At 68.1% G+C, this 18,327-nt stretch carries 19 protein-coding genes and 1 pseudogene; 6 read left to right on the forward strand and 14 right to left on the reverse strand.

The window, feature by feature from the left end; translation table 11 throughout:
* Positions 1-36 precede the first annotated feature (36 nt).
* A pseudogene (locus BN984_RS06825) lies at positions 37-1,301 on the reverse strand (outer membrane protein assembly factor BamB family protein).
* Between the two features lie 170 nt (positions 1,302-1,471).
* Between BN984_RS06825 and BN984_RS06830 the strand changes: the two are divergent.
* Positions 1,472-1,759: a DUF7130 family rubredoxin-like protein gene (locus tag BN984_RS06830; protein ID WP_008091050.1), complete on the forward strand. Its 288-nt coding sequence runs from the start codon at positions 1,472-1,474 to the stop codon at positions 1,757-1,759.
* Between the two features lie 71 nt (positions 1,760-1,830).
* Positions 1,831-2,727, forward strand: coding sequence for a ketopantoate reductase family protein (locus tag BN984_RS06835; protein WP_049967929.1), 897 nt, complete (start codon positions 1,831-1,833; stop codon positions 2,725-2,727).
* A gap of 22 nt (positions 2,728-2,749) precedes the next feature.
* On the opposite strand, the gene BN984_RS06840 is transcribed toward BN984_RS06835, so the two are convergent.
* The 4 genes from BN984_RS06840 to BN984_RS06855 all read right to left on the reverse strand — a co-directional run bounded on the left by BN984_RS06840 (position 2,750) and on the right by BN984_RS06855 (position 5,487).
* Positions 2,750-4,291, reverse strand: a complete 1,542-nt coding sequence (locus tag BN984_RS06840) for a sulfatase (RefSeq protein ID WP_049967930.1) — start codon at positions 4,289-4,291, stop codon at positions 2,750-2,752.
* A gap of 78 nt (positions 4,292-4,369) precedes the next feature.
* Positions 4,370-4,747: a NifU family protein gene (locus BN984_RS06845; protein ID WP_008091056.1), complete on the reverse strand. Its 378-nt coding sequence runs from the start codon at positions 4,745-4,747 to the stop codon at positions 4,370-4,372.
* Between the two features lie 44 nt (positions 4,748-4,791).
* Positions 4,792-5,109 (reverse strand): DUF5783 family protein, encoded by a 318-nt coding sequence (locus BN984_RS06850; protein ID WP_004973973.1) that lies wholly within the window; start codon positions 5,107-5,109, stop codon positions 4,792-4,794.
* A gap of 156 nt (positions 5,110-5,265) precedes the next feature.
* A complete protein-coding gene (locus BN984_RS06855; RefSeq protein WP_008091059.1) occupies positions 5,266-5,487 on the reverse strand; it encodes a DUF7557 family protein in 222 nt (73 codons plus the stop codon).
* Positions 5,488-5,950: 463 nt separating this feature from the next.
* Between BN984_RS06855 and BN984_RS06860 the strand changes: the two genes are divergently transcribed.
* Complete coding sequence (locus tag BN984_RS06860) at positions 5,951-6,649, forward strand: potassium channel family protein (RefSeq protein WP_049913348.1); 699 nt, start codon at positions 5,951-5,953, stop codon at positions 6,647-6,649.
* Positions 6,650-6,709: 60 nt separating this feature from the next.
* On the forward strand, positions 6,710-7,540 hold the full coding sequence (ppk2, locus tag BN984_RS06865) for a polyphosphate kinase 2 (protein ID WP_008091063.1): 831 nt from the start codon (positions 6,710-6,712) through the stop codon (positions 7,538-7,540).
* A 34-nt stretch (positions 7,541-7,574) separates the two neighbouring features.
* Here the strand turns inward: ppk2 and BN984_RS06870 are convergent, their stop codons facing one another.
* The 5 genes from BN984_RS06870 to hemC all read right to left on the reverse strand — a co-directional run bounded on the left by BN984_RS06870 (position 7,575) and on the right by hemC (position 13,068).
* The gene (locus tag BN984_RS06870) at positions 7,575-9,020 is read right to left on the reverse strand and encodes a single-stranded-DNA-specific exonuclease RecJ (protein WP_008091064.1); all 1,446 of its coding nucleotides are present in this window, start codon (positions 9,018-9,020) and stop codon (positions 7,575-7,577) included.
* 162 nt (positions 9,021-9,182) lie between these two features.
* The gene (locus BN984_RS06875; RefSeq protein WP_049967931.1) at positions 9,183-10,376 is read right to left on the reverse strand and encodes an MFS transporter; all 1,194 of its coding nucleotides are present in this window, start codon (positions 10,374-10,376) and stop codon (positions 9,183-9,185) included.
* A gap of 1 nt (position 10,377) precedes the next feature.
* Positions 10,378-11,121 (reverse strand): uroporphyrinogen-III synthase, encoded by a 744-nt coding sequence (locus BN984_RS06880; RefSeq protein ID WP_049967932.1) that lies wholly within the window; start codon positions 11,119-11,121, stop codon positions 10,378-10,380.
* On the reverse strand, positions 11,118-11,993 hold the full coding sequence (cobA, locus tag BN984_RS06885) for a uroporphyrinogen-III C-methyltransferase (protein WP_008091070.1): 876 nt from the start codon (positions 11,991-11,993) through the stop codon (positions 11,118-11,120). Before cobA ends, BN984_RS06880 begins: the two co-directional genes overlap by 4 nt.
* 1 nt (position 11,994) lies before the next feature.
* Entirely contained in the window at positions 11,995-13,068 is a 1,074-nt protein-coding gene (gene hemC, locus BN984_RS06890; RefSeq protein WP_008091071.1) for a hydroxymethylbilane synthase, read from the reverse strand.
* 124 nt (positions 13,069-13,192) lie between these two features.
* Between hemC and BN984_RS06895 the strand changes: the two genes are divergently transcribed.
* Entirely contained in the window at positions 13,193-13,582 is a 390-nt protein-coding gene (locus tag BN984_RS06895; protein WP_049967933.1) for a hypothetical protein, read from the forward strand.
* 111 nt (positions 13,583-13,693) lie between these two features.
* Complete coding sequence (locus BN984_RS06900; RefSeq protein ID WP_233514260.1) at positions 13,694-13,873, forward strand: hypothetical protein; 180 nt, start codon at positions 13,694-13,696, stop codon at positions 13,871-13,873.
* Between the two features lie 36 nt (positions 13,874-13,909).
* Here BN984_RS06900 and hemL read toward each other — a convergent pair whose 3' ends face one another.
* The 4 genes from hemL to BN984_RS06920 all read right to left on the reverse strand — a co-directional run bounded on the left by hemL (position 13,910) and on the right by BN984_RS06920 (position 18,007).
* Entirely contained in the window at positions 13,910-15,247 is a 1,338-nt protein-coding gene (gene hemL, locus BN984_RS06905) for a glutamate-1-semialdehyde 2,1-aminomutase (RefSeq protein WP_049967935.1), read from the reverse strand.
* A 126-nt stretch (positions 15,248-15,373) separates the two neighbouring features.
* Positions 15,374-16,081 (reverse strand): CPBP family glutamic-type intramembrane protease, encoded by a 708-nt coding sequence (locus BN984_RS06910; RefSeq protein WP_008091078.1) that lies wholly within the window; start codon positions 16,079-16,081, stop codon positions 15,374-15,376.
* A 180-nt stretch (positions 16,082-16,261) separates the two neighbouring features.
* On the reverse strand, positions 16,262-16,633 hold the full coding sequence (locus tag BN984_RS19935; protein ID WP_004973960.1) for a P-II family nitrogen regulator: 372 nt from the start codon (positions 16,631-16,633) through the stop codon (positions 16,262-16,264).
* A gap of 3 nt (positions 16,634-16,636) precedes the next feature.
* The gene (locus tag BN984_RS06920) at positions 16,637-18,007 is read right to left on the reverse strand and encodes an ammonium transporter (protein ID WP_049967936.1); all 1,371 of its coding nucleotides are present in this window, start codon (positions 18,005-18,007) and stop codon (positions 16,637-16,639) included.
* Positions 18,008-18,327 lie beyond the last annotated feature (320 nt).

An 18,327-nucleotide genomic window follows, 5' to 3' on the forward strand; every position in this document is an offset into this window, starting at 1 on the left:
CAGGTTTTCGAGCCGAGCGGCCACGTCGCGGGGGTCTCAGTTCCGCGCCGGTCCCAATCCGTGGAAGCCGTCGGCAGCGACGACGTACACCGCCCCGTCGAGCGGGACCGCCGTGCCGACGCCCTGCGATATCACGTCAGCCACCTGCACTTCTGGTGTCTGATGTATCCATAGCCGACGCTCTTCTACAGAATCGTACGCAACTAGCTGTCCGTGTTCATCGGAGGACAATATTGTTTCTCGTGCGCGCGCGTGAGGAACGCCGTGGAAGCGCGCCGCCACTTCCTTCCCGTCGTCGCGCAATAGCGTCGCGGTCTCTCCGCCGACGGCGATGTGGAGCACGTCGTCGGCGACGACCGGCGTGCCACTCCCCGGCGCCCGCCACAGCTCGGTGCCGTCGGTCGGGGCGAGCACGAGGAGTTCGTCGTCGCGGGTGGACAGGTACGCCGCCTCTGTCGTCGCGACCGGCGTCGTCCACTCGCTCGCCCGGGATTCGACGCGGAAGCGCCGCTCGCCGGTCGCGAGGTCGACGGCGTGGACGGCGTCGTCGGTGACGACGAACACCGCGCCAGCGGCGACGGCCGGCGCGCCCTTCGCGTCGCTTCCGAGGTCGTAGCGCCAGCGCTCGGTCCCGTCGCCGAGTTCGAACGCCCGTAGGTGGGTTGGAACGCCGTCGAACCCGCCGCCAGAGACGACGGCGACGCCGTCTCCCACCGCGGGCGGGCCGTGGATGCCGTCCATCTCCGGCCCGCGCCACAGTACCTCGTCGCCGTCGGCGGCGAGGCAGAAGGCCTCGATGAACGTCGTGACGACGACCCGGTCGCCTGCGACGACGGGCGGCGAGTTTATGCCGTAGCGGACGAGAGTGGTCGCGCTCCGCTCGGCCATCGTCGAGGGGTCGCGTCGAACGAGCGCGCTCTTGTCGCGCCCGCGGCCGTGAAGGTTGTAGAGGCGCTCCCCGTCGAGGACGGGCGAGCCGCCGGCGTTCAGCCGCCAGTACTCCTCGACGACGGGGCGACCGAGACGTCGGGATTGTAGCCGGTGTTACCCGCGTCGAACTGGTACTACGGCCACGTCCCCGATGGCGAGAGCGCGGGGTCACCGGGTGGCGTGGCCGTCACGCGTTCGTCCGGTCCGGAGGTCGGACCGGAGGTCGTGGTTGGCTCAGCGGTGGTGGTGGTCGTCTCCGTAGTCGTCGTCGGACTCGGCGACCCGCCGTCGCGGCCGAGACAGCCGGCGGCGCCGAGAGATGCACCCCCGAGCAGTTGGAGGAACCGGCGACGGCTCCGAAATCGGGACATGTTACGAGCGTGACACCGATTCGGTAAGTGTCTTGTCGCGTCCTCGAATTCTATATCGCGATATTCAGTTTATTATTTATGCTGGGTCCACACCCCTCCGAGCATCCCGCGGATTCTTGAGGGCGAATCGGCCGTTCCTTTTTATTCGCTCGCGCGACGAATAGTCTGGTATGGCTGACGAGACACAGCCGACGGTGGGAATGACGGTGTACGCGGAGGACGGAACCGAACTCGGGAGCATCCGTGGCTTCGACGACGACGGCTTCTTCGTGACGACCCGCGACGGACTCGCCGGGATGTCCGTCGAACACGAGCGCGCGGGCGGCGAGTTCGGCGAGGCCGAGTTGATGTGGCGGTGCAGCGACTGCGGCGAGATGGGCGACCTCGACGGACTGCCCGACACCTGTCCGAACTGCGGTGCCGAGCGCGAGAAACTCTACTACTGGACTGAGGACTGAGGGGTCGCCCCCGATTCGACCGCCGCGCCGCGACACTCGCCATTTTTGTCGTCCGCTGAGTACGGGTAGCCATGCGAATTCTCGTCTTCGGCGCGGGCAGTCTGGGCACGCTCGTCGGCGGCCTCCTCGCGTCGGTCCACGACGTGACGCTCGTCGCCCGCGACCCGCACGCAGCGCGGGTGTCGGCGGCCGGTCTCGACATCGTCGGTGCCGAGTCGGCGCACGTCTCACCGGCCGCGACGACGACCGATACGGGCCACAGCGCGGATCTCGCACTCGTCACCGTCAAATCGTTCGACACCGCGGCGGCGGCCGACGCGCTCGCCGACTGCGACGTGGGTGCGGTGCTATCGCTCCAAAACGGGCTCACCGAGGAGATGCTCGCCTCTCGTCTCGACGCGCCCGTCCTCGCGGGGACGGCGACCTACGGGGCGCGGCTCGTCGAACCGGGTCGCGTCGAGTGCACCGGGGTCGGCCGGGTCGTCCTGGGCGCGCTCGACGGCGGTCCCGACCCGCTGGCCGAGCGCGTCGGCAAGGCGTTCCGGGACGCGGGGCTCGACACGCTCGTCGCCACAGACATGCCGAGGCGGCGCTGGGAGAAACTCGCGGTCAACGCCGGCATCAACGCGGTCACCGCGCTCTCGCGGGTCGAAAACGGCGCGCTCGCGGGCGATGACGCCGGCGAACTCGCACACCGGGCTGCCCGCGAGACGGCCCGCGTCGCCCGATTAGAGCGCGTGTCGCTCCCGAACCGGATCGCCCGCGAGGCGGTCGACCGGGTGGTCGAAAAGACCGCCGCGAACCGCTCGTCGATGCTGCAGGATGTCGAGTCGGAAAAGCGGACCGAGGTCGACGCCATCAACGGTGCGGTCGTCGATATCGCCGCCGGACACGGCTTCGAGGTGCCGACGAACCGGACGCTTGCGGCGCTCCTTCGGGCGTGGGAGCGGGGAGAAGGGATACGCTAAGACGTAGACTCGGCGTCGGTCGCTATTCGAGGTAGCCGAGGTCGCGCAGGCGGTCCTGCGTCTCGTCGTCCATCTGGTCCACTGAATCGTCCGATACGTCGGTATCGAGTGCGTCGGTCCACGCGCCGCCGATGGCGTCTTCGAACTCCGCGAGGGCGGCCTCCGTCTCGGCGACCGCCTCGTCGTCCGAATCGGCGACGTTCTCGGTCTCCTCGGGGTCGACGTCGATTCGGTAGGCCTCGTCGGGTATGCGGTCGATTCGGACGTACTTGGCGTCGGTCCGCCGCGCCGCCCGCATCCGCGAGTAGAACCGCGAGTCCTCGGGGAGTTCGATGCCGGCGCCCGCGGCCTTCTCCTCTAACTGCTTGAGTTCGACCACGGGACGAGAGTACTCGACGAAGGCGTACTCGCCGTCTCGCCGCTGGCCGGGGTCGTCGTTCGACGCCCGCGCGAACTCCCGGTAGTCGGCCGACAGGAGCGAGCGCGTACGGTCGAGGCCGACCGCGTCGTCGCCGGGGCTCGCGGGTTCGCCGCCCTCGACGCCGAGCGAGTCGAGGACCGTGTGATAGAGGTCGACCAGTTCGACCTGGTCGTCGCGTCGGTCCGCGCCGAGGTCGGGGTGTTTGACCATGAGCGGGACGTTGATGAGCGGGTCGTACAGGCAGAACTCGTGGCCGTAGAGGCCGTGTTCGCCGTGGAGTTCGCCGTGGTCGGCGCAGACGACGACCATGGTGTCGTCCCAGCGGCCGGTCTCTTTCAGGTGGTCGAACAGCCGGGTGAGTTGGTCGTCGATGTGGGCGATTTCGGCGTCGTAGAGCCCGCGGATGTCCTCCCACTCGTCGTCGTCGATCTCGTAGGCTCCGGCGTTGTACTCCTTGGAGTTCTGGCAGACCTCGGTCGAATCGACGCCGGGCGCGAAGCGCTCTTTGTACTCCTCGGGCGGGTGGTACGGCAGATGGGCGTCCATGAGGTTGACGAACGCGAAGAACTCCTCGGAGTCGTCGATGAAGTCGATGGTCTGGTCGATGACCGCGGGCGTCTTCGAGTCCGCGCCCTCGCCGCCGGCGAGGTACTCGTGGGCGGTGTTGCCGAGGCTGACGAGCTTATCGGCGAGCGTCCGGAGCGCGTCGCTGTCGTTCATCGTCTTCCACGCCTTCGCCAGCGGGCCAGACAGGAACTCGCCGGGCATGACTTCGAAGAAGTTGTCCTGGTCGGCGAAGCCGTCGGTCAGATGCGTGTACGGCGTTATCCACGCGTTCGAGGAGTAACAGGCGGTGTCGTAGCCGGCCGCCGAGAGCGTCTCGGCGAGGGTCGTCGCGCCTTCGAGGTAGGGGTTCTCCTGGTCGGCCCCGTGTTGGCTCGGGTACATCCCGGTGAAAAGCGAGGCGTGGACCGGGAGCGTCCACGGTGCGGGCGCGACGGCCTGCTCGAAGACGGTCGCCTCGTCGGCGAATCGGTCGAGCCCCGGCGTCGTCGGGCGGTCGTAGCCGTACGGCGTGAGGTGGTCCTTCCGGACCGTGTCCATGACGACGAAGAGGACGTTCTCGGGCGACTCGGCAGTCATACCCGAGGGTGGGGAGTAGTCGCCGATAAAACTCCTGTTCTCGGCCGACGACGGGACGAAAACGTCCGAAACGCCGACTTAGAACGGGGCCTGCGGGCCCTGGTCGTCTTCGATGTCGGTCGTGTCGTCGCTGGTGTCGCCGGGGAACGACGGACTGCCGCCGCGGCTGTCGCCGCCCATGCCGCCGTCGTCGCCCATGCCGGTGTCGGCGTGGACTTCGTTGATCTCGGGAATCTCCTTGACCATGCGGGTCTTGATGGCCTGGATGGTCATCGGGGAGATACCGCACCCGGAGCAAGCGCCACCGAGGAGAACGGTGACCTCGCCGGTCTCGCGGTTGAGGTCGCGGATGGCCGCGCTGCCGCCGTGCATCTGGATCTGCGGGAAGTTCCGACGGAGGAAGTTCACGACACGCTCTTTGAGGTCGTCCTCGCCGTCCTGCGTCTCCGTGCTCATGCACGCGGCTTCGAGGTGAACGTGCTTAGGCCTTTGGTTCGGGGTTACGCCTCGACGCCGAAGACCCGCCGAAGCTCGCCTTCTATCTCGTCGACGTAGCGGTCGAGGACGGCGTCGAGTTCGTCGTCGTCGATTTCGACCGCCGTCAGTCGCTCGGCGGGGTTCTCGGGGAGCCGCACGGAGAAGTCGCCGTCCTCGTAGAACGGCTCGGATTCGTTGAGAATCTGCTGGTCGACCCCGTGGATGAGCGACGAGTCGAACTCGTCGTTCATCGTCTCGAAGGCGTTCTTGTACGCGCGCTGGAGTTCGGGGAAGTAGTTGGCGTACTTGTCCTCGAACTTCTCGGGGTCGAAGTCGGTCATACCCGGAGTTTTCGCGCTCCCGGCAAAAAATCGGACGGTTGTTCGCTGGTGTTTCAGATTCTATATAGCAGAGTGTGATTTATCACGGGTAGTCTCTCGAACAGCGATTCCGCTCTCTGTGCGTCTCAAATGCGGAAAATCGAGCGACGCGGGGCGTCACTCGATGAGCGGGCTGTCCACGCGCGCGGCGGAGAGTTCGCTCGCCGCGAAGATGGACACGAGCTCGGTTATCAGTTCGTCGTACGACTCGTCGTCCTCGCGCAGCGCGTCGAGTCGCTCGACGGTTCGACGGTCCAGTTCGACCATCTCTGTCTGTACCTCCGGTTCGTAGCCGACCGGGTAGTCGTATTCGGCCTCGTTTGAGTTGGCAGTCGCCATCGTTCACCCCACTCCGGCATGCGTGCCGGTGCCATGTCATACACAAGCATCCGATATGAGGATTTCGTGGATTTCGTGCCCGAAACCGAACGCGAATCCGGTTTGGCGTCGGTTCGTCACTCTCCGATTTCGAAATATAAATCATATTCTGCTATATCGAATAGTGTTCGAGAGCGAATCAGGGAGTCATAGCCAGAATATTGGGTTGTTTAAGGACAAACGGTTTTATACTCGAACGGTTGTCGAACACTAGATACATGGCCGAATATACACTCAAACACGAGTCAAACTTCTCCAAACGTGGACAGACTAGTGACTCTTCACTGTCGAGACGCCCGATTCGTCGCGATTGCGGGCCGCACGAGCCAGACCGGTCGCGCTCCCACGAGGTGTCCGCGCCCCCGTGACGTACGACCGCCGCATTCTCATCGACGCGCTGGCGCACAGGCCGTTGCTTCGGCGGATGGTCCGGCCGCTCGTCGCAGTCGCGGCGTTCGTCGTCGCCGGCGTCGGCGGATTCAGCGCCCTCGCCGGCGCGTCCCTCGTCGACGCGGCGTTCTGGCTTCTCGACCCGACCAGCATCGAACTCCACTACCAGACGCACGAGGGGCCGGCGACGCTGGTCAAGGCGTACGCCATCGTGATTCTCACCGGCCTCATTGGAACCGGACTGTGGGCCGGCGAGACGTTCGTCTCCGCGGCCTTCGGCGGGCAGATACGCGAGGAACTCGACCAGATGAAACTCCAACGAGAGATAGCGGAACTCGAATCGCACGTGGTCGTCTGCGGCTACGGAACCTTCGGTAAGACGGTGGCGGCGCGGCTCCGCGAGATGGGGCGCGACGTGGTCGTCGTCGAGAGCAAGGAGGCGCAGTACCAGCGCGCGCTCGACGCGGACCTGCTCGCGGTCGAAGGCGACGCCCGCCGCGAGGACAGGCTCATCGACGCGGGCGTCGAACGCGCCGCGACGGTCGTCGGGGCGATCGACGACTCCAAGGTGAACATCCAAATCGCCATCGCGGCGAGCCGGTTGTCCCCCGACGCCAAACTCGTCGTCCGCGCGGGCGACCAGATGGACGAGGCGCTCGCGCGCCGCGCCGGTGCCGACGAAGTCGTCGTCCCGGAAATCGTGAGCGGCGAGCAGGTCTGTTCGGACCTCTGAACCGCCGCGCCGACCCCATCTCCCCGACTGCTATTTGTTCACAGCGCACGCAGTTCGCCTATGCCCACCGACAAACCTCGCTACAACGACGAGGGCGTCCTGAAGAAGAAACAGTACAAACGCGAGTTGAACCGCCTGCAGGAAGAACTGGTGAAACTCCAGTACTGGATAAAGGAACACGACCTCAGGGTCTGCGTCGTCTTCGAGGGGCGGGACGCCGCGGGCAAAGGTGGCGTCATCAAGCGCATCACCCGCCGGCTCAACCCGCGGGTGGCGCGGGTCGTCGCGCTCGGCAAACCCACGGAGCGAGAGCGCGGCCAGTGGTACTTCCAGCGGTACGTCGAACAGCTTCCGACCGAGGGCGAGATGGTGCTTTTCGACCGGAGTTGGTACAACCGCGCGGGCGTCGAGCGGGTGATGGGCTTCTGTACCGACGAGGAGTACGAGGAGTTCCTGCGAACCTGTCCCGAGTTCGAGCGGATGCTCGTCCGGTCGGGCATCGTCCTCGTCAAGTACTGGTTCTCCATCAGCGACGAGGAACAGGAACGGCGGTTCCAGAAGCGAAACGAGGACCCGAAGCGCCGCTGGAAGCTCAGTCCGATGGACCTCGAAGCGCGCTCGCGGTGGGCCGACTACTCGGAGGCCAAAGACCGGATGTTCGAACACACCGATACCGACGACGCTCCGTGGCACGTCGTCAACGCGGACGTGAAGCGCCACGCGCGACTCAACTGCATCTCGCACCTGCTGGAGCAAATCGACTACGAGGACCTCACGCCCGACCCCATCGAACTCCCGTCCCGACAGGACGACACCGGTCACGAGCGCCCGCCAATCGACAGTCAAAACTGGGTTCCGGCGAGGTTCGGGTCGAATCCGGTCGACGACTGAGCGCCGTCTTCCGTCGCCGGTGGGAGATTTTGTTTCAGTCGTCGCTGTCGTCGCTATCGGCGTCTCCCAACTGCTCGCCGACGATGCGGTCCGCCTCGGCGATGAACGCCTCGACTTCGCCCTTCGGAATCGTCGCGCCCGCGGCCACGTCGTGGCCGCCGCCGTCGCCGCCGACCGATCGAGACGCCTCGCGCATGACCGCCGAGAGGTCCAACCCGTCTCGGACCATCACGTACGACCCGCGCGAGGAGACTTTCACCTCGCCTTCCTCGGTGTCGGCGAACGCGAGGACCGGAATCCCGTTTCGGGTCGCGCCGGTGCCGACGGCCATCCCGGCGACGATGCCGACGATGGTTTCGCGTATCTCGTCGCCCGCGTCGAACCACTGGAGGTTGTCTTCGACGTGGACGCCGTGTTCTTTCACCCACTGGAGGCCGTTCGAGAGGTTCTTTCGGTGGTTCCGAAGGAGCCTGCGCGCCCGGTCGAGCGCCGCGTCGCGCTCGCCGAGACAGACCGCGAGGCCCACGTCGGCGCGGTCGTAGCGCGCGGTCGCGTTCAGGAGCGTCGAGAACTCGCTCACGTCGCGGAGTTCGGTTCCCTCTTGCTCCCGAGAGAGCACGTAGGTCGTCCCCACGAGGTCGTCGATGCGGGACGCGGGCACGCCGCTGGCGATGGCGCGGCGAATCAGGGCGCTGGCGAGCGTCTGGCGCTCGTCGCCGGTGAGGTCGACCCACCGCTTCCACTCGCCGTCGTCGTCGCGGCAGGCCACGTCGAGTTCGGTGAGGAACTCGATGGCTCCGGCCTCGTTGTTCGAGATGCCGGGGATGCGAACGTCGGTCGCGTACTGGAGGAGTTTGGGGAGCGCGCGGGTCTGGCGGCCGTAGATACGGAGGTCGGTGCCCTCCTCGACGACGCCGGCCTCGACGCCCTCGTCGACGATGCCCGCGTTGGCCCCGCGGAGTTCGCCGTTCGTGTCCTGCATGTCGCCGACCGCGCCGACGACGGCGAGGGCGGCGAGGTCGCGGTTGTCGACGCCCTCGGGTTCGAGCGCCCGCGCGAGGACGTAGCTCGCGCCCGCGCCGGAGAGTTCGCTCGCGCCGTTGAGGCCGAACCGGAGCGGGTTGAGGTGGTGGTCGGTCTCGACGCCCTCGGCGGGCTGGTGGTGGTCGGCGATGACGGGGTGGAAGTCGCCCGCCGCCTCGTACTCGGCGACGATGTCGAGTTGGCCGCTCCCGAAGTCCGTGAACAGCACGGTGTCGTAGTCGGTCGCCGCGATATCGGCGACGGCGGCCTCGTCGAGTTGGCGGCAGAACACCGTCTCGAAGGGGATTTCGGCGCGTTCGAGCGCGGTCGAGGCGATGCCGGCGCTCGTCAACCCGTCGGCGTCGATGTGCGAGGCGAGGAGCACCCGGTCGGCGTCGCGGAGGCGGGCCGCGCAGGCCGCCGCGTGCTCGGCGAGTTCGGGGACGGGTCCGTCCATTGGTGTGGTACTCACGCCCTCTCCGGCATAAACGCTGGTAGTTCGGGCACGGAACCCCTTCGTTTCCACTCCAGTTCGGCGGCGAACATGTGTCGTGGTTGCCGCGGTTCGGTATAAGAAGCCTCGCCCGCGGGGCGGGGGATTGGTCGACCGCGACGCCGGTCAGATTCGCCGTCTGACGACGAACAGGAGGACGGTCGCGAGCACCGTCGAGCCGGCGACCAGCGCCCAGCCGGCCCCGTATCCCGTCGATTCCACGACGAAGCCGAAAAGCGGCGGGGCGACGAGGCCGCCGACGTTGAGCGCGGTCTGGCCGCCGGCGGTCGCCGCGCCGATGTCGCCGTCGTCGACGACGCCGCTCAGACAGGAGTAGAAGACGCCGGTCGAGCCGTGGATGGTGAGGCCGAGCGCGACGAAGACAGCGATGGTGAGCGCGAACGAGCCGCCGGTTCCGACGAGGAGCGAAAAGAGCGCGACCGCGCCGGCCAGTTGGACGAGCGCGACGGTGGCCGCGCCGCGGGCCCCGCCGAGTCGGTCCGCGAGGCTCCCCGCGCCGATGCGGCCGACGCTTCCGGTCACCTGCGTCACCGCGAGGACGCCCCCGGCGAGGGCGGGGCCGGTTCCGACCACGTCCTGCACGTACAGGACGGTGTAGCCGAGCATCGAGAAGATGGACGCGCCGATGAACAGTCCGGCGGCGACGAGCGCGACGTAGGCGCGGTTGTCGCCGAGGCCGGCGAGCCGGGGTCGTTCGAGCCGGCCGGTTCCCGGGTTCCCGCGGTAGCGCGTCGCGAAGACGAGCGCGTAGCCGGCGGCGAAGACGCCGATTGCCCAGAACCCCACCTGCCACGCCGCGACGACGGCGACGCCGGTGACGACGAGCGACGACGCTCCGCTACCGAGGGTGACGCCGACCTGTTTCAGCCCCATGGCGAGGTTCTTGCTCCCGGCGGGCGCGGCCGCGACGATGCCGCGGTTCGACGCCGGCATCGCGGTCGAGTACGCTGCCCCGAGGAGCGCCACCGTCACCAACAACAGGAGGTACGACGGCGGCGCGAACGTGACGCCGACCAGCGCGACTGCGAGCGCCAGCAGGCCGACGACCATGACGGGCTTTTCGCCGTAGCCGTCGACGGCCGCGCCGCTGGGGAAGAGAAACACCGTGTAGCCGAGCAGGCCGGCGGTCAGAAAGAGACCGACGAGCGACTCGGAGACCGAAAACGCCTCGCGGACGAAGCCGGTCGCCGCGAAGATGGCGTAGTAACAGAGGCTCGCGGCGGTCTGCCAGCCGGCGACCGAGCCGACGGCGCGCCACGAGCCGTCTCTCGTCTCGGCTCCCGCCTCGGTTCCCGTCACGTCACTCGTGATACGTCGGCGCGGCCGTCTCGACCGCGGCCACCGCGAGTGACTCGAACGTCGCCTCGTCGGGGACGACGGTCACGTCGATGCCGTGGGACGCCGCGGTGTCGCGGGTCGGCGGCCCGATTGTGCCGACGACGGCGTCGTTCAGGCCGGCGATGGCCTCCTCTCGGATACCCCGCTCCGCGGCGGCGTCGAGGAAGTGTTCGACCGTGAGCGACGAGGTAAAGAGGGCGGCTTCGAGGTCGCCGGCCGCGGCCAGTTCGGCCGACTTTCCCGCTCCCTCGGGGCGGACGAGGCGGTAGAGCACCGTTTCGTGGACGTCCGCGCCCGCGTCGCGCAGGCCGTCGGTGAGGACGGGACTGCCGTGGTCGCTCCGGGCGACTTCGACCGTCGCGCCGTCCACGTCGGGCGCGAGGTGGTCGACCAGTCCCGCCGAGGTGTACTCGTCGGGGACGCGGTCGACCGTCCAACCCGTGTCGCGGGCGGCGTCGGCGGTCGCGGGGCCGATGCAGCACAGCACCGCGTCGCCGGGTTCCCAGCCGTCGGCGGCGAGGAGTTCGACGCCGGTCTTGCTCGTTAGGACGACGAACTCGCCGGCCTCGGGCGTCGCGCCGGTCGGTTCGATTGCGAGCATCGGGTCGGGGACCGGGGTCGCGCCGAGCGAGTCGAGGAGTTCGACGGCGCGCTCGATGCGGTCGTCGTCGGGGCGGAAGACGGCCGCGCGGACCTGCTGGCTCATTCGTCTCCTCCCGAACCTCCCGCGGTCGCGTCAGTCTCGGCGATGGCGTCCGCGCCGCCGCCCTGCAGGAACTGCTTCACGCGGTCGCGAGTCGCGGCGACCTCGCCGATGACGGTGATTGCGGGCGGTTCGATGTCGGCCTCGTCGCGCACGTCGACGATGGTGTCGAGGGTGCCGGTGGCGACGCGCATGTCGGGCCACGTGGCCCGCTCGATGAGGGCGACGGGCGTGTCGCCGTCCATCCCCGCCTCGCGGAGTTCGGCGGTGTACAGCGGGAGTTTGCCGACGCCCATGAGCACGACGAGCGTCCCGCCGGTCGCGGCGAGCGCGTCCCAATCGACCGCTGACTCGTCTTTCGTCGGGTCCTCGTGGCCGGTGACGAACGACACCGACGAGACGTGGTCGCGATGGGTGACGGGGATACCCGCCGCACCGGCCCCGGCGACCGCCGAGGTGATGCCCGGCACGACTTCGAAGGGAATCCCGTTGTCGGCGAGGTGTTCCATCTCCTCGCCGCCGCGGCCGAAGACGAACGGGTCGCCGCCCTTCAGGCGCACCACGTCCTTGCCCTCGCGGGCGAGTTCGACCAGTCGGTTGTTCGTGTACTCCTGCGGGGTCCACTCGCCGCCGGCGCGCTTGCCCACGTCCTCGCGCTTGTCGGCCGGAATCATCCCGAGAATCTCCGGGCCGGGAAGCTTGTCGTGGAGGACCACGTCAGCCTCGTCGATGAGGCGGGCGGCCTTCATCGTCAGCAGTTCCGGGTCGCCCGGGCCGCTACCGACGAGGTGGACCGTGCCGACGCCGTCGCCGTCGGTCGCGTCGCCGGTCGACCGTTCCTCCGCCGTCCCGGGTTCCGCGTCGTCGGCCGTCATCTCACTCCTCGGCCTCCTCGCGGGCGGCGTCGACTAACTGGCCGGCACCACGGTCGCGCAGGGCCGCCGCGAACTCGCGGGCGGCGTTAGCGTGGTTGCCGACGGGGAGGTCCCGAGAGGTCTTGATGGACTCCGAGCCGTCCGTCGCGAGCACCTGCACGTCGACGTGGACGTGCTCGCCCTGCAGGAGGGCGTGGACCCCGACCGGGGCGATACAGCCGCCGCCGAGTTCGGCGAGAATGGTCCGCTCGACGGTCGTCTCGACGCGGGTCCGCGGGTGGTCGAGTTTGTCGCGGATGAGGTCGATGACCTCCGAGTCCGCGGCGGTCACGGCGATGGCCCCCTGTCCGGGCGCGGGGACGAACGTCGTCCGCGGCAGGCGCTCGTAGTTCACCTTCTCCGAGAGCCCGCTGCGCTTGAGTCCCGCCTCTGCGAGGACGATGGCGTCGTACTCGGTTTCGACCTTCCGACCGAGCGCCTGCCGTTCGAGCTCGGTGAGCCCCTCGAACCACTCGTCTGCGGTCTCGTCGAACGCCTCTTCGTGGTCGGTCTTGCCCTTCTTCTCTTGCCGCTCTTTGTCGTTTTCGACGCGGGCCTCGTGTTCGCGCTGGAGGTGCGTCGCCAGCAGTTTCTCGATGCGGGTGTCGACGTTGCCCCGGAGCGGTTCGACTTCGAGGTCGTCGCGGTAGTTCAGCAGTTGGGCCTGCCGGCGGAGCGACGACGTGCCGACGACGGCTCCCTCCGGCAGGTCGTCGATGCCGTGGCCCTCTGCCGTGACGAGCACGTCGCCGGCGGGCGCGCGCTCGGGAACGCCCGCGACGACGAGGTCGGCGGGCTTCTCGGTCGGCATGTCCTTCATCGAGTGGACCGCGGCGTCGACCTCGCCGTCGAGGACGCGCTCGTCGAGCGCGCGGACGAACGCGCCGGTCTTGCCCAGTCGGTGGATGAGTTCGTCCTGAATCCGGTCGCCCGTGGTCTCGACTTCGACGAGTTCGACGTCGAGTCGGCGGCCCGCGAGCGCCCCCTGCACGCTCGCGGCCTGCGCGCGAGCGAGCGCCGACCCTCGCGTCGCCAAGCGAAGTGTTGTAGTCATACGCGTCAGTCCGGCCCCCGCGTTGAAAAGCCCTCCAGTTCGCTCCCGCGCGCCGGGTCGAATCCGAACGGAAGACCGATACAGTCCCCGTGCGACGACCCGGACGATGCCCTCCCTCGATTCGGTCGTCCGGCAGGTCGGCGACCTCGTCGTCGTCGCGCTCCTCCTGTTCGGCCTGACTTCAGTCGTCGCGCCCCTCGACCTGCTCCTCTCGGCGCTCGGCGTCGAACCCCCGTGGTTCGCCGGCCTCGCCGCGGCCGCGCTCGTCGCACTCGCGCTCCTCCTCGCGCGCCCGCTCCGCCTCCGCCTCGTCGCCCGCGTCTGGGGTATCGGCCTCGTCGTGACCGCCGTCTGGATTCCCCTGTTGGTCCTCTTCGAACTCCAGGGGAACCCGGTCGGCATCCTCGTCGCGTGGGCGGTCTGTCTCGGCGTCGGCGTCGCCCTGACCTATCCGCCGCTGTGGCGGGCGGCCGAGGCGCGACTGCGGGCCGAGTGACCGGGTTCGCGCCGGGTCGCAGTCACGGCGAGTGACTCTCGCTCGCACGGCCGAATCGCGTCCGTGTCGAAGTGCCGAACAGTTATGCGCCTCCGCGGCGACGCCTCCGACGTGAACAGGTCCGTCCGTCTCGCGCTCACCTTCGGCGTCGCGTTCGTCGTCGCGCTCCCGCTCGGATTCATCTTCGCGCCGGACCCGACGGGGGTCGTCCCGCTTTTCCTCACCGTCGGACTGGCCGCCGTCTTCGGACTCCCGGCGTACCTCGGGCTCTCTCGGGCGATCGCGTCGTAAAAAAGCTCCTTCGGCGGGTCGCAGGGCGGGACGCGCCTACAGCGCTTGCTTGTACGCTTCCAGCGTCTCCTCGATGTCCTCGTCGGTGTGGGCGTAGGAGACGAACTGCGACTCGAACTGGTTCGCCGTGAGGAACACGCCCTGGTCTTTCATCTCCTGCCAGAAGACGCGCTCCCAGCGGTCGGTCTCCGCTTTCGACACGTCCGCGCCGGTCTTCGGGCAGACGTCGTAGTTGGGACACGACTCGACCTGCGCGCAGCCGTCGGCGCAGGCGTCGGCGCGCTCGGCCGTCCCGTGGCGCGTGAACACCGTCTTGAACATCGAGTCCGTGCCGACGACGGTGTACTCGGGGGCCTGGTCTTCGAGGATGTCCGTGATGCCCGACCGAAGCTTCTCGCCGAGGCGGTCGACGTGTCCGTACACGTCGTTTTCCGCGGCGTACTTCAGGTACTCGTGGCCCGCGGCCATCGTGACCGGATGGCCCGAGAAGGTTCCCGACTGGAACACGTCGCCGCCGGGGGTGAACTGCTCGACGAGTTCGGCCTTCCCGCCGACCGCGCCGACGGGGAAGCCGCCGCCGATAATTTTTCCGAACGTCGTGAGGTCGGGCGTGACGCCGAACTTGCCTTGGGCGCACTGGAGGCCGCCGACGCGGAAGCCGGTGATGACCTCGTCGAAGATGAGGAGCGCGCCGTGCTCTTCGGTGACGTCGCGGAGGGCTTCGAGGTAGCCGTCGACGGGGTGGACGATACCCGTGTTCGCCAGAATCGGCTCGGTCAGCACCGCGGCGATGTCCTCGCCGTGTTCCTCGAACACCTCGCGGACCGTCTCCTCGTCGTTGAACGGGACGGGGATGGTGTGTTCGGCGAACGAGGAGGGGATGCCGGGCGTCGAGGGCTTCGCGTTCCCGGGGCCGCCCTCGACGAGCGTGGACTCCTGTGCGCCGTGGTAGCCGCCCTGCATGACGACGATTTTGTCGCGGCCGGTGACGCCGCGGGCGAGGCGGACCGCCGAGACGGTCGCCTCCGTGCCGGAGTTGACGAACCGCAGCATCTCGACGGAGGGGACGTGTCGCGCGACGAACTCGGCGTGTTCGACCTCGATTTCGGTCGGCGCGCCGTACATCGGCCCGGCCGCGGCGTGCTTCTGGACCGCCGACTGGACGGGTTCGGGGGCGTCGTGGCCGTAGAGGAGCGGCCCGTAGCCCAGCACGTAGTCGATGTAGCGGTTCCCGTCGGCGTCGATGACGTGCGCGCCGTCGCCGCGCTCGACGAAGAACGGGTACGGTTGCGTCGCCCGGACCGAGGAGTTCACGCCGCCCGCGAGCACGGACAGCGCGCGGTCGTACAGCGCCCTTGACTCGTCGTGGTTCATGCGCGCCGGTTCGACCGCTCGCGGGAAAGACCTTACTGGGTCGGCCGCACCTGCCACCGGCGAACCAGTAGACGACACGGCCGGCATGAACTGTCGGGTGTCGGGACTGCGGCGACCTACCGAGACCTACCGCGCCGTCCCGTCGGCGGCGGCCTCAGCGCCGTCGGCGTCGTCGGCCTTCTCCACCGACCCGGCCAGGAGCAGTCCGACCGCGTCGTTGAGCGCGTGGATGCAGGCGAGCGCGACCACGTCGCGCACGAGGAGGTACACGACCGTCGTCAGGAGCGCGGGGACGGCGATTCTGGCGACCGCGCCGCGCTCCCAGCCGACGGCGTGGCTCGCGGTGAACGCGGCGAACGAGACGCCGCCCGCGAGAAGCGGGCTGCCGGTGAGTTCGAGGAGCCGCTCGACGGCGTAGCCGTGGAACAGCACTTGCTCCGTGACGCCGGCGGTCCCGGCCACGAAGAGCCGGTGTCTGACCGACAGCGAGGCCAGTCCGGTCATCCCCTCGTCGAGGCCGCCCACGCCGAGTCGGTCGAAGACGGGCGTCGTCACCGCGTTCGCGGCGAACAGGAGGAAAACGCCGCCGCCGACCACCGCGACGAACGCGAGGGGGTCCAGCGAGCGGCCGGTCATCGAGGACAGCGGTCGCCCCTCGACGACGAGGACGTAGCCGCACAGGAGGGCGAAGACGGCCCACTTGTTCGCGTCGCTGACGAGGAGGTCGGCGCGGAGGTCGTCGGGTTCGGAGAGGTACCGGTCAGCGAGCAGTCCGGCGACTGCCATTCCGAACAGCGCGACCGCGAGTCCGCCGAGGACCGCGACAGTCACCACGTGGAGCCACCGCTCATCGTCACGACGCTCGGTGCGGAGCGGAAAAACGGTTTCGCGTGGGTTCGGCTCTCGCCCCGCGAGGGGCCACCGGTACGTTCGACCGAACCGATATAACCCCGTCGCCGGTCGGAGCGACGGGCGTGGGGACGGTACGAGGACCGCCGACAGAGAACGAGCGGCTCAGACCGCGTCGCGTCCGGTCTTGCCGGTGCGGACTTGGACGGCGCTCTCGACGGGGAAGGTGAACACCTTCCCGTCGCCTTTCTCGCCCGTGTGGGCGGCGTCGGCGATGGCGTCGACCACGTCGTCGGCCGGGATGTCGGCGACGACGCACTCGACTTTGACCTTCTGGTGGAGGTCCACGGTGTACTCCTCGCCGCGCCACTGGCTCTTTTTCGCGGGCTGAGAGCCGCGGCCGGAGACGTTAGTGACAGTCAGCGACGGCGCGCCGATTTCGGCGAGCGCGGTCTTCACGTCGGAGAGCTTGTCGGGGCGGATAACGGCCATGACGAGCTTGATGTCGCCGTCGTTCGGAAGGTCGGAATCACTCATAACTCAGTCCTCCCGGCCCGTCGTCATGAATCCATCCCCGCTCGGGACGCCGGAGCCGTCGGTGCGGATGCCGGTGTCGGCGTCGGGCGAACCGAACTCGGGGTAGGTGTCGACGCCGTGTTCGGCGGTGTCGAGCCCCTCGCGTTCGTGGTCCGAGGAGACGCGGACCTGTCCGATGGCCCGGAAGCCGCCGAAGACGACTGCGGTCGCGGCGAACGTCCAGAGGGCGATGACGCCGACGCCGATGACCTGCGGGACGGCGAGCGAGACGAAGGACGCGCCGTCGTGCCACAGCGGGACGGCGAACACGGGGTAGAGGAGCGCACCGAGGATGCCCGCGGAGCCGTGGACGGGGAAGACGGCACACACGTCGTCGATGTGGAGGCGCTTTTCGACGAACTCGAAGACAACCGGGAGCTGTGCGCCGGCGAGGAGGCCGACGGCCAGCGCGCCCGGCCAGACGATGTCGTCCGCGATGGCGGTGACGCCGACGAGCCCGGCGAGGAGGCCGTTTGCGACGTAGAGCGTGTCGACCTTGCCGGTCTTGTACATGGCGACGCCGCCCGCGCCGATTGCGCCGGCGGCCATGCCGAGAGTCGTCACGAGGGCGACGCGGCCGACGTAGGCGAAGGAGCCGAGCGTGACCGCGCCGTCGGCGTACGCGAGGGGCGCGGCGGCGGTGCCGACGTTGAAGCCGTACCAGCCGAACGCGAGGATGAGCGTGCCGAGGACGGCGAACGTGATGGAGTGGCCGGGAATGACGTTCGCCGTGCCGTCGGGCTTGAAGCGGTTCATGCGTGGGCCGATAATCCACGCCGCGGTGAGGCCGGCGATACCGCCCATGCCGTGGACGATCATGCCGCCCGCGAAGTCGTGGAAGCCGAGGGCGTCGAGGAAGCCGCCGCCCCAGGTGAAGCCGACGACGACGGGGTAGATGACGCCCGCGATGAGGATGGTGTACGTGAGGTACGCCCGGAGCCGGGCGCGGCCCGCCACGGCACCGGAGACGATGGTGGCGGCGGTCATGGCGAAGACGGCTCCGAACAGCCAGTCAACCCACGCCGTCGTCGCCGAGGCGTCGGGCGCGTAGAGGCTCATGAACGCCCCAGAAATCGTCGTCGCGGGACCGCCGGTGAAGGCGGCGACGATGGACGACACCGCCGCGCCGAGCAGGAAGAACACGATGACGCCGATACTCCACGTCAGCAGGTTCTTGGTCAGTTGGTTGGCGACGTTCTTCGCGCGGACCTGCCCGGCTTCGAGCATGGCGAAGCCGGCGTGCATGAAGAAGATGAGGAACGTGACCGTGAGGACCCACACGAGGTTCACGCCCTCGACGACCGAAGCGAGGTCGGCCTGCAGGGGTGTCAACATACGATTCCTCCGGCGAACAGTTCGAGCTGTGAAGTTGGACAGTCGTTCATATTGGTGCTCGATTCGCGACCGAATGTCTCGCGAACCATGAGAGATGCTATCTACAGACGTTCATATAACGGTTCGCGTTGACAAATGACCACAAAAAGGCGTTCTGAGAGACGTATGTCCGATATAGGATGAAGTATGTGTTGTATAAGGACGTAAGGCTAGCACTCAGTAAACAAATGTTGCCACGTAATCCGACGAATGTAGTGTAGGATTAGTGATAGGAATAGTTCGGGGGCGTTCATCGAACCCCAGTCGGGTGCGCACTCACG

Source organism: Haloferax prahovense, from assembly GCF_000723845.1.
Taxonomy (GTDB): Archaea; Halobacteriota; Halobacteria; order Halobacteriales; family Haloferacaceae; genus Haloferax; species Haloferax prahovense.

Coding starts and splice junctions, on each gene's coding strand:
- BN984_RS06830 (WP_008091050.1), top strand. CDS start 1,472: ATGGCTGACGAGACACAGCCGACGGTGGGAATGACGGTGTACGCGGAG.
- BN984_RS06835 (WP_049967929.1), top strand. CDS start 1,831: ATGCGAATTCTCGTCTTCGGCGCGGGCAGTCTGGGCACGCTCGTCGGC.
- BN984_RS06840 (WP_049967930.1), bottom strand. CDS start 4,291: ATGACTGCCGAGTCGCCCGAGAACGTCCTCTTCGTCGTCATGGACACG.
- BN984_RS06845 (WP_008091056.1), bottom strand. CDS start 4,747: ATGAGCACGGAGACGCAGGACGGCGAGGACGACCTCAAAGAGCGTGTC.
- BN984_RS06850 (WP_004973973.1), bottom strand. CDS start 5,109: ATGACCGACTTCGACCCCGAGAAGTTCGAGGACAAGTACGCCAACTAC.
- BN984_RS06855 (WP_008091059.1), bottom strand. CDS start 5,487: ATGGCGACTGCCAACTCAAACGAGGCCGAATACGACTACCCGGTCGGC.
- BN984_RS06860 (WP_049913348.1), top strand. CDS start 5,951: ATGGTCCGGCCGCTCGTCGCAGTCGCGGCGTTCGTCGTCGCCGGCGTC.
- ppk2 (WP_008091063.1), top strand. CDS start 6,710: ATGCCCACCGACAAACCTCGCTACAACGACGAGGGCGTCCTGAAGAAG.
- BN984_RS06870 (WP_008091064.1), bottom strand. CDS start 9,020: ATGGACGGACCCGTCCCCGAACTCGCCGAGCACGCGGCGGCCTGCGCG.
- BN984_RS06880 (WP_049967932.1), bottom strand. CDS start 11,121: ATGAGCCAGCAGGTCCGCGCGGCCGTCTTCCGCCCCGACGACGACCGC.
- cobA (WP_008091070.1), bottom strand. CDS start 11,993: ATGACGGCCGACGACGCGGAACCCGGGACGGCGGAGGAACGGTCGACC.
- BN984_RS06895 (WP_049967933.1), top strand. CDS start 13,193: ATGCCCTCCCTCGATTCGGTCGTCCGGCAGGTCGGCGACCTCGTCGTC.
- hemL (WP_049967935.1), bottom strand. CDS start 15,247: ATGAACCACGACGAGTCAAGGGCGCTGTACGACCGCGCGCTGTCCGTG.
- BN984_RS19935 (WP_004973960.1), bottom strand. CDS start 16,633: ATGAGTGATTCCGACCTTCCGAACGACGGCGACATCAAGCTCGTCATG.
- BN984_RS06920 (WP_049967936.1), bottom strand. CDS start 18,007: ATGTTGACACCCCTGCAGGCCGACCTCGCTTCGGTCGTCGAGGGCGTG.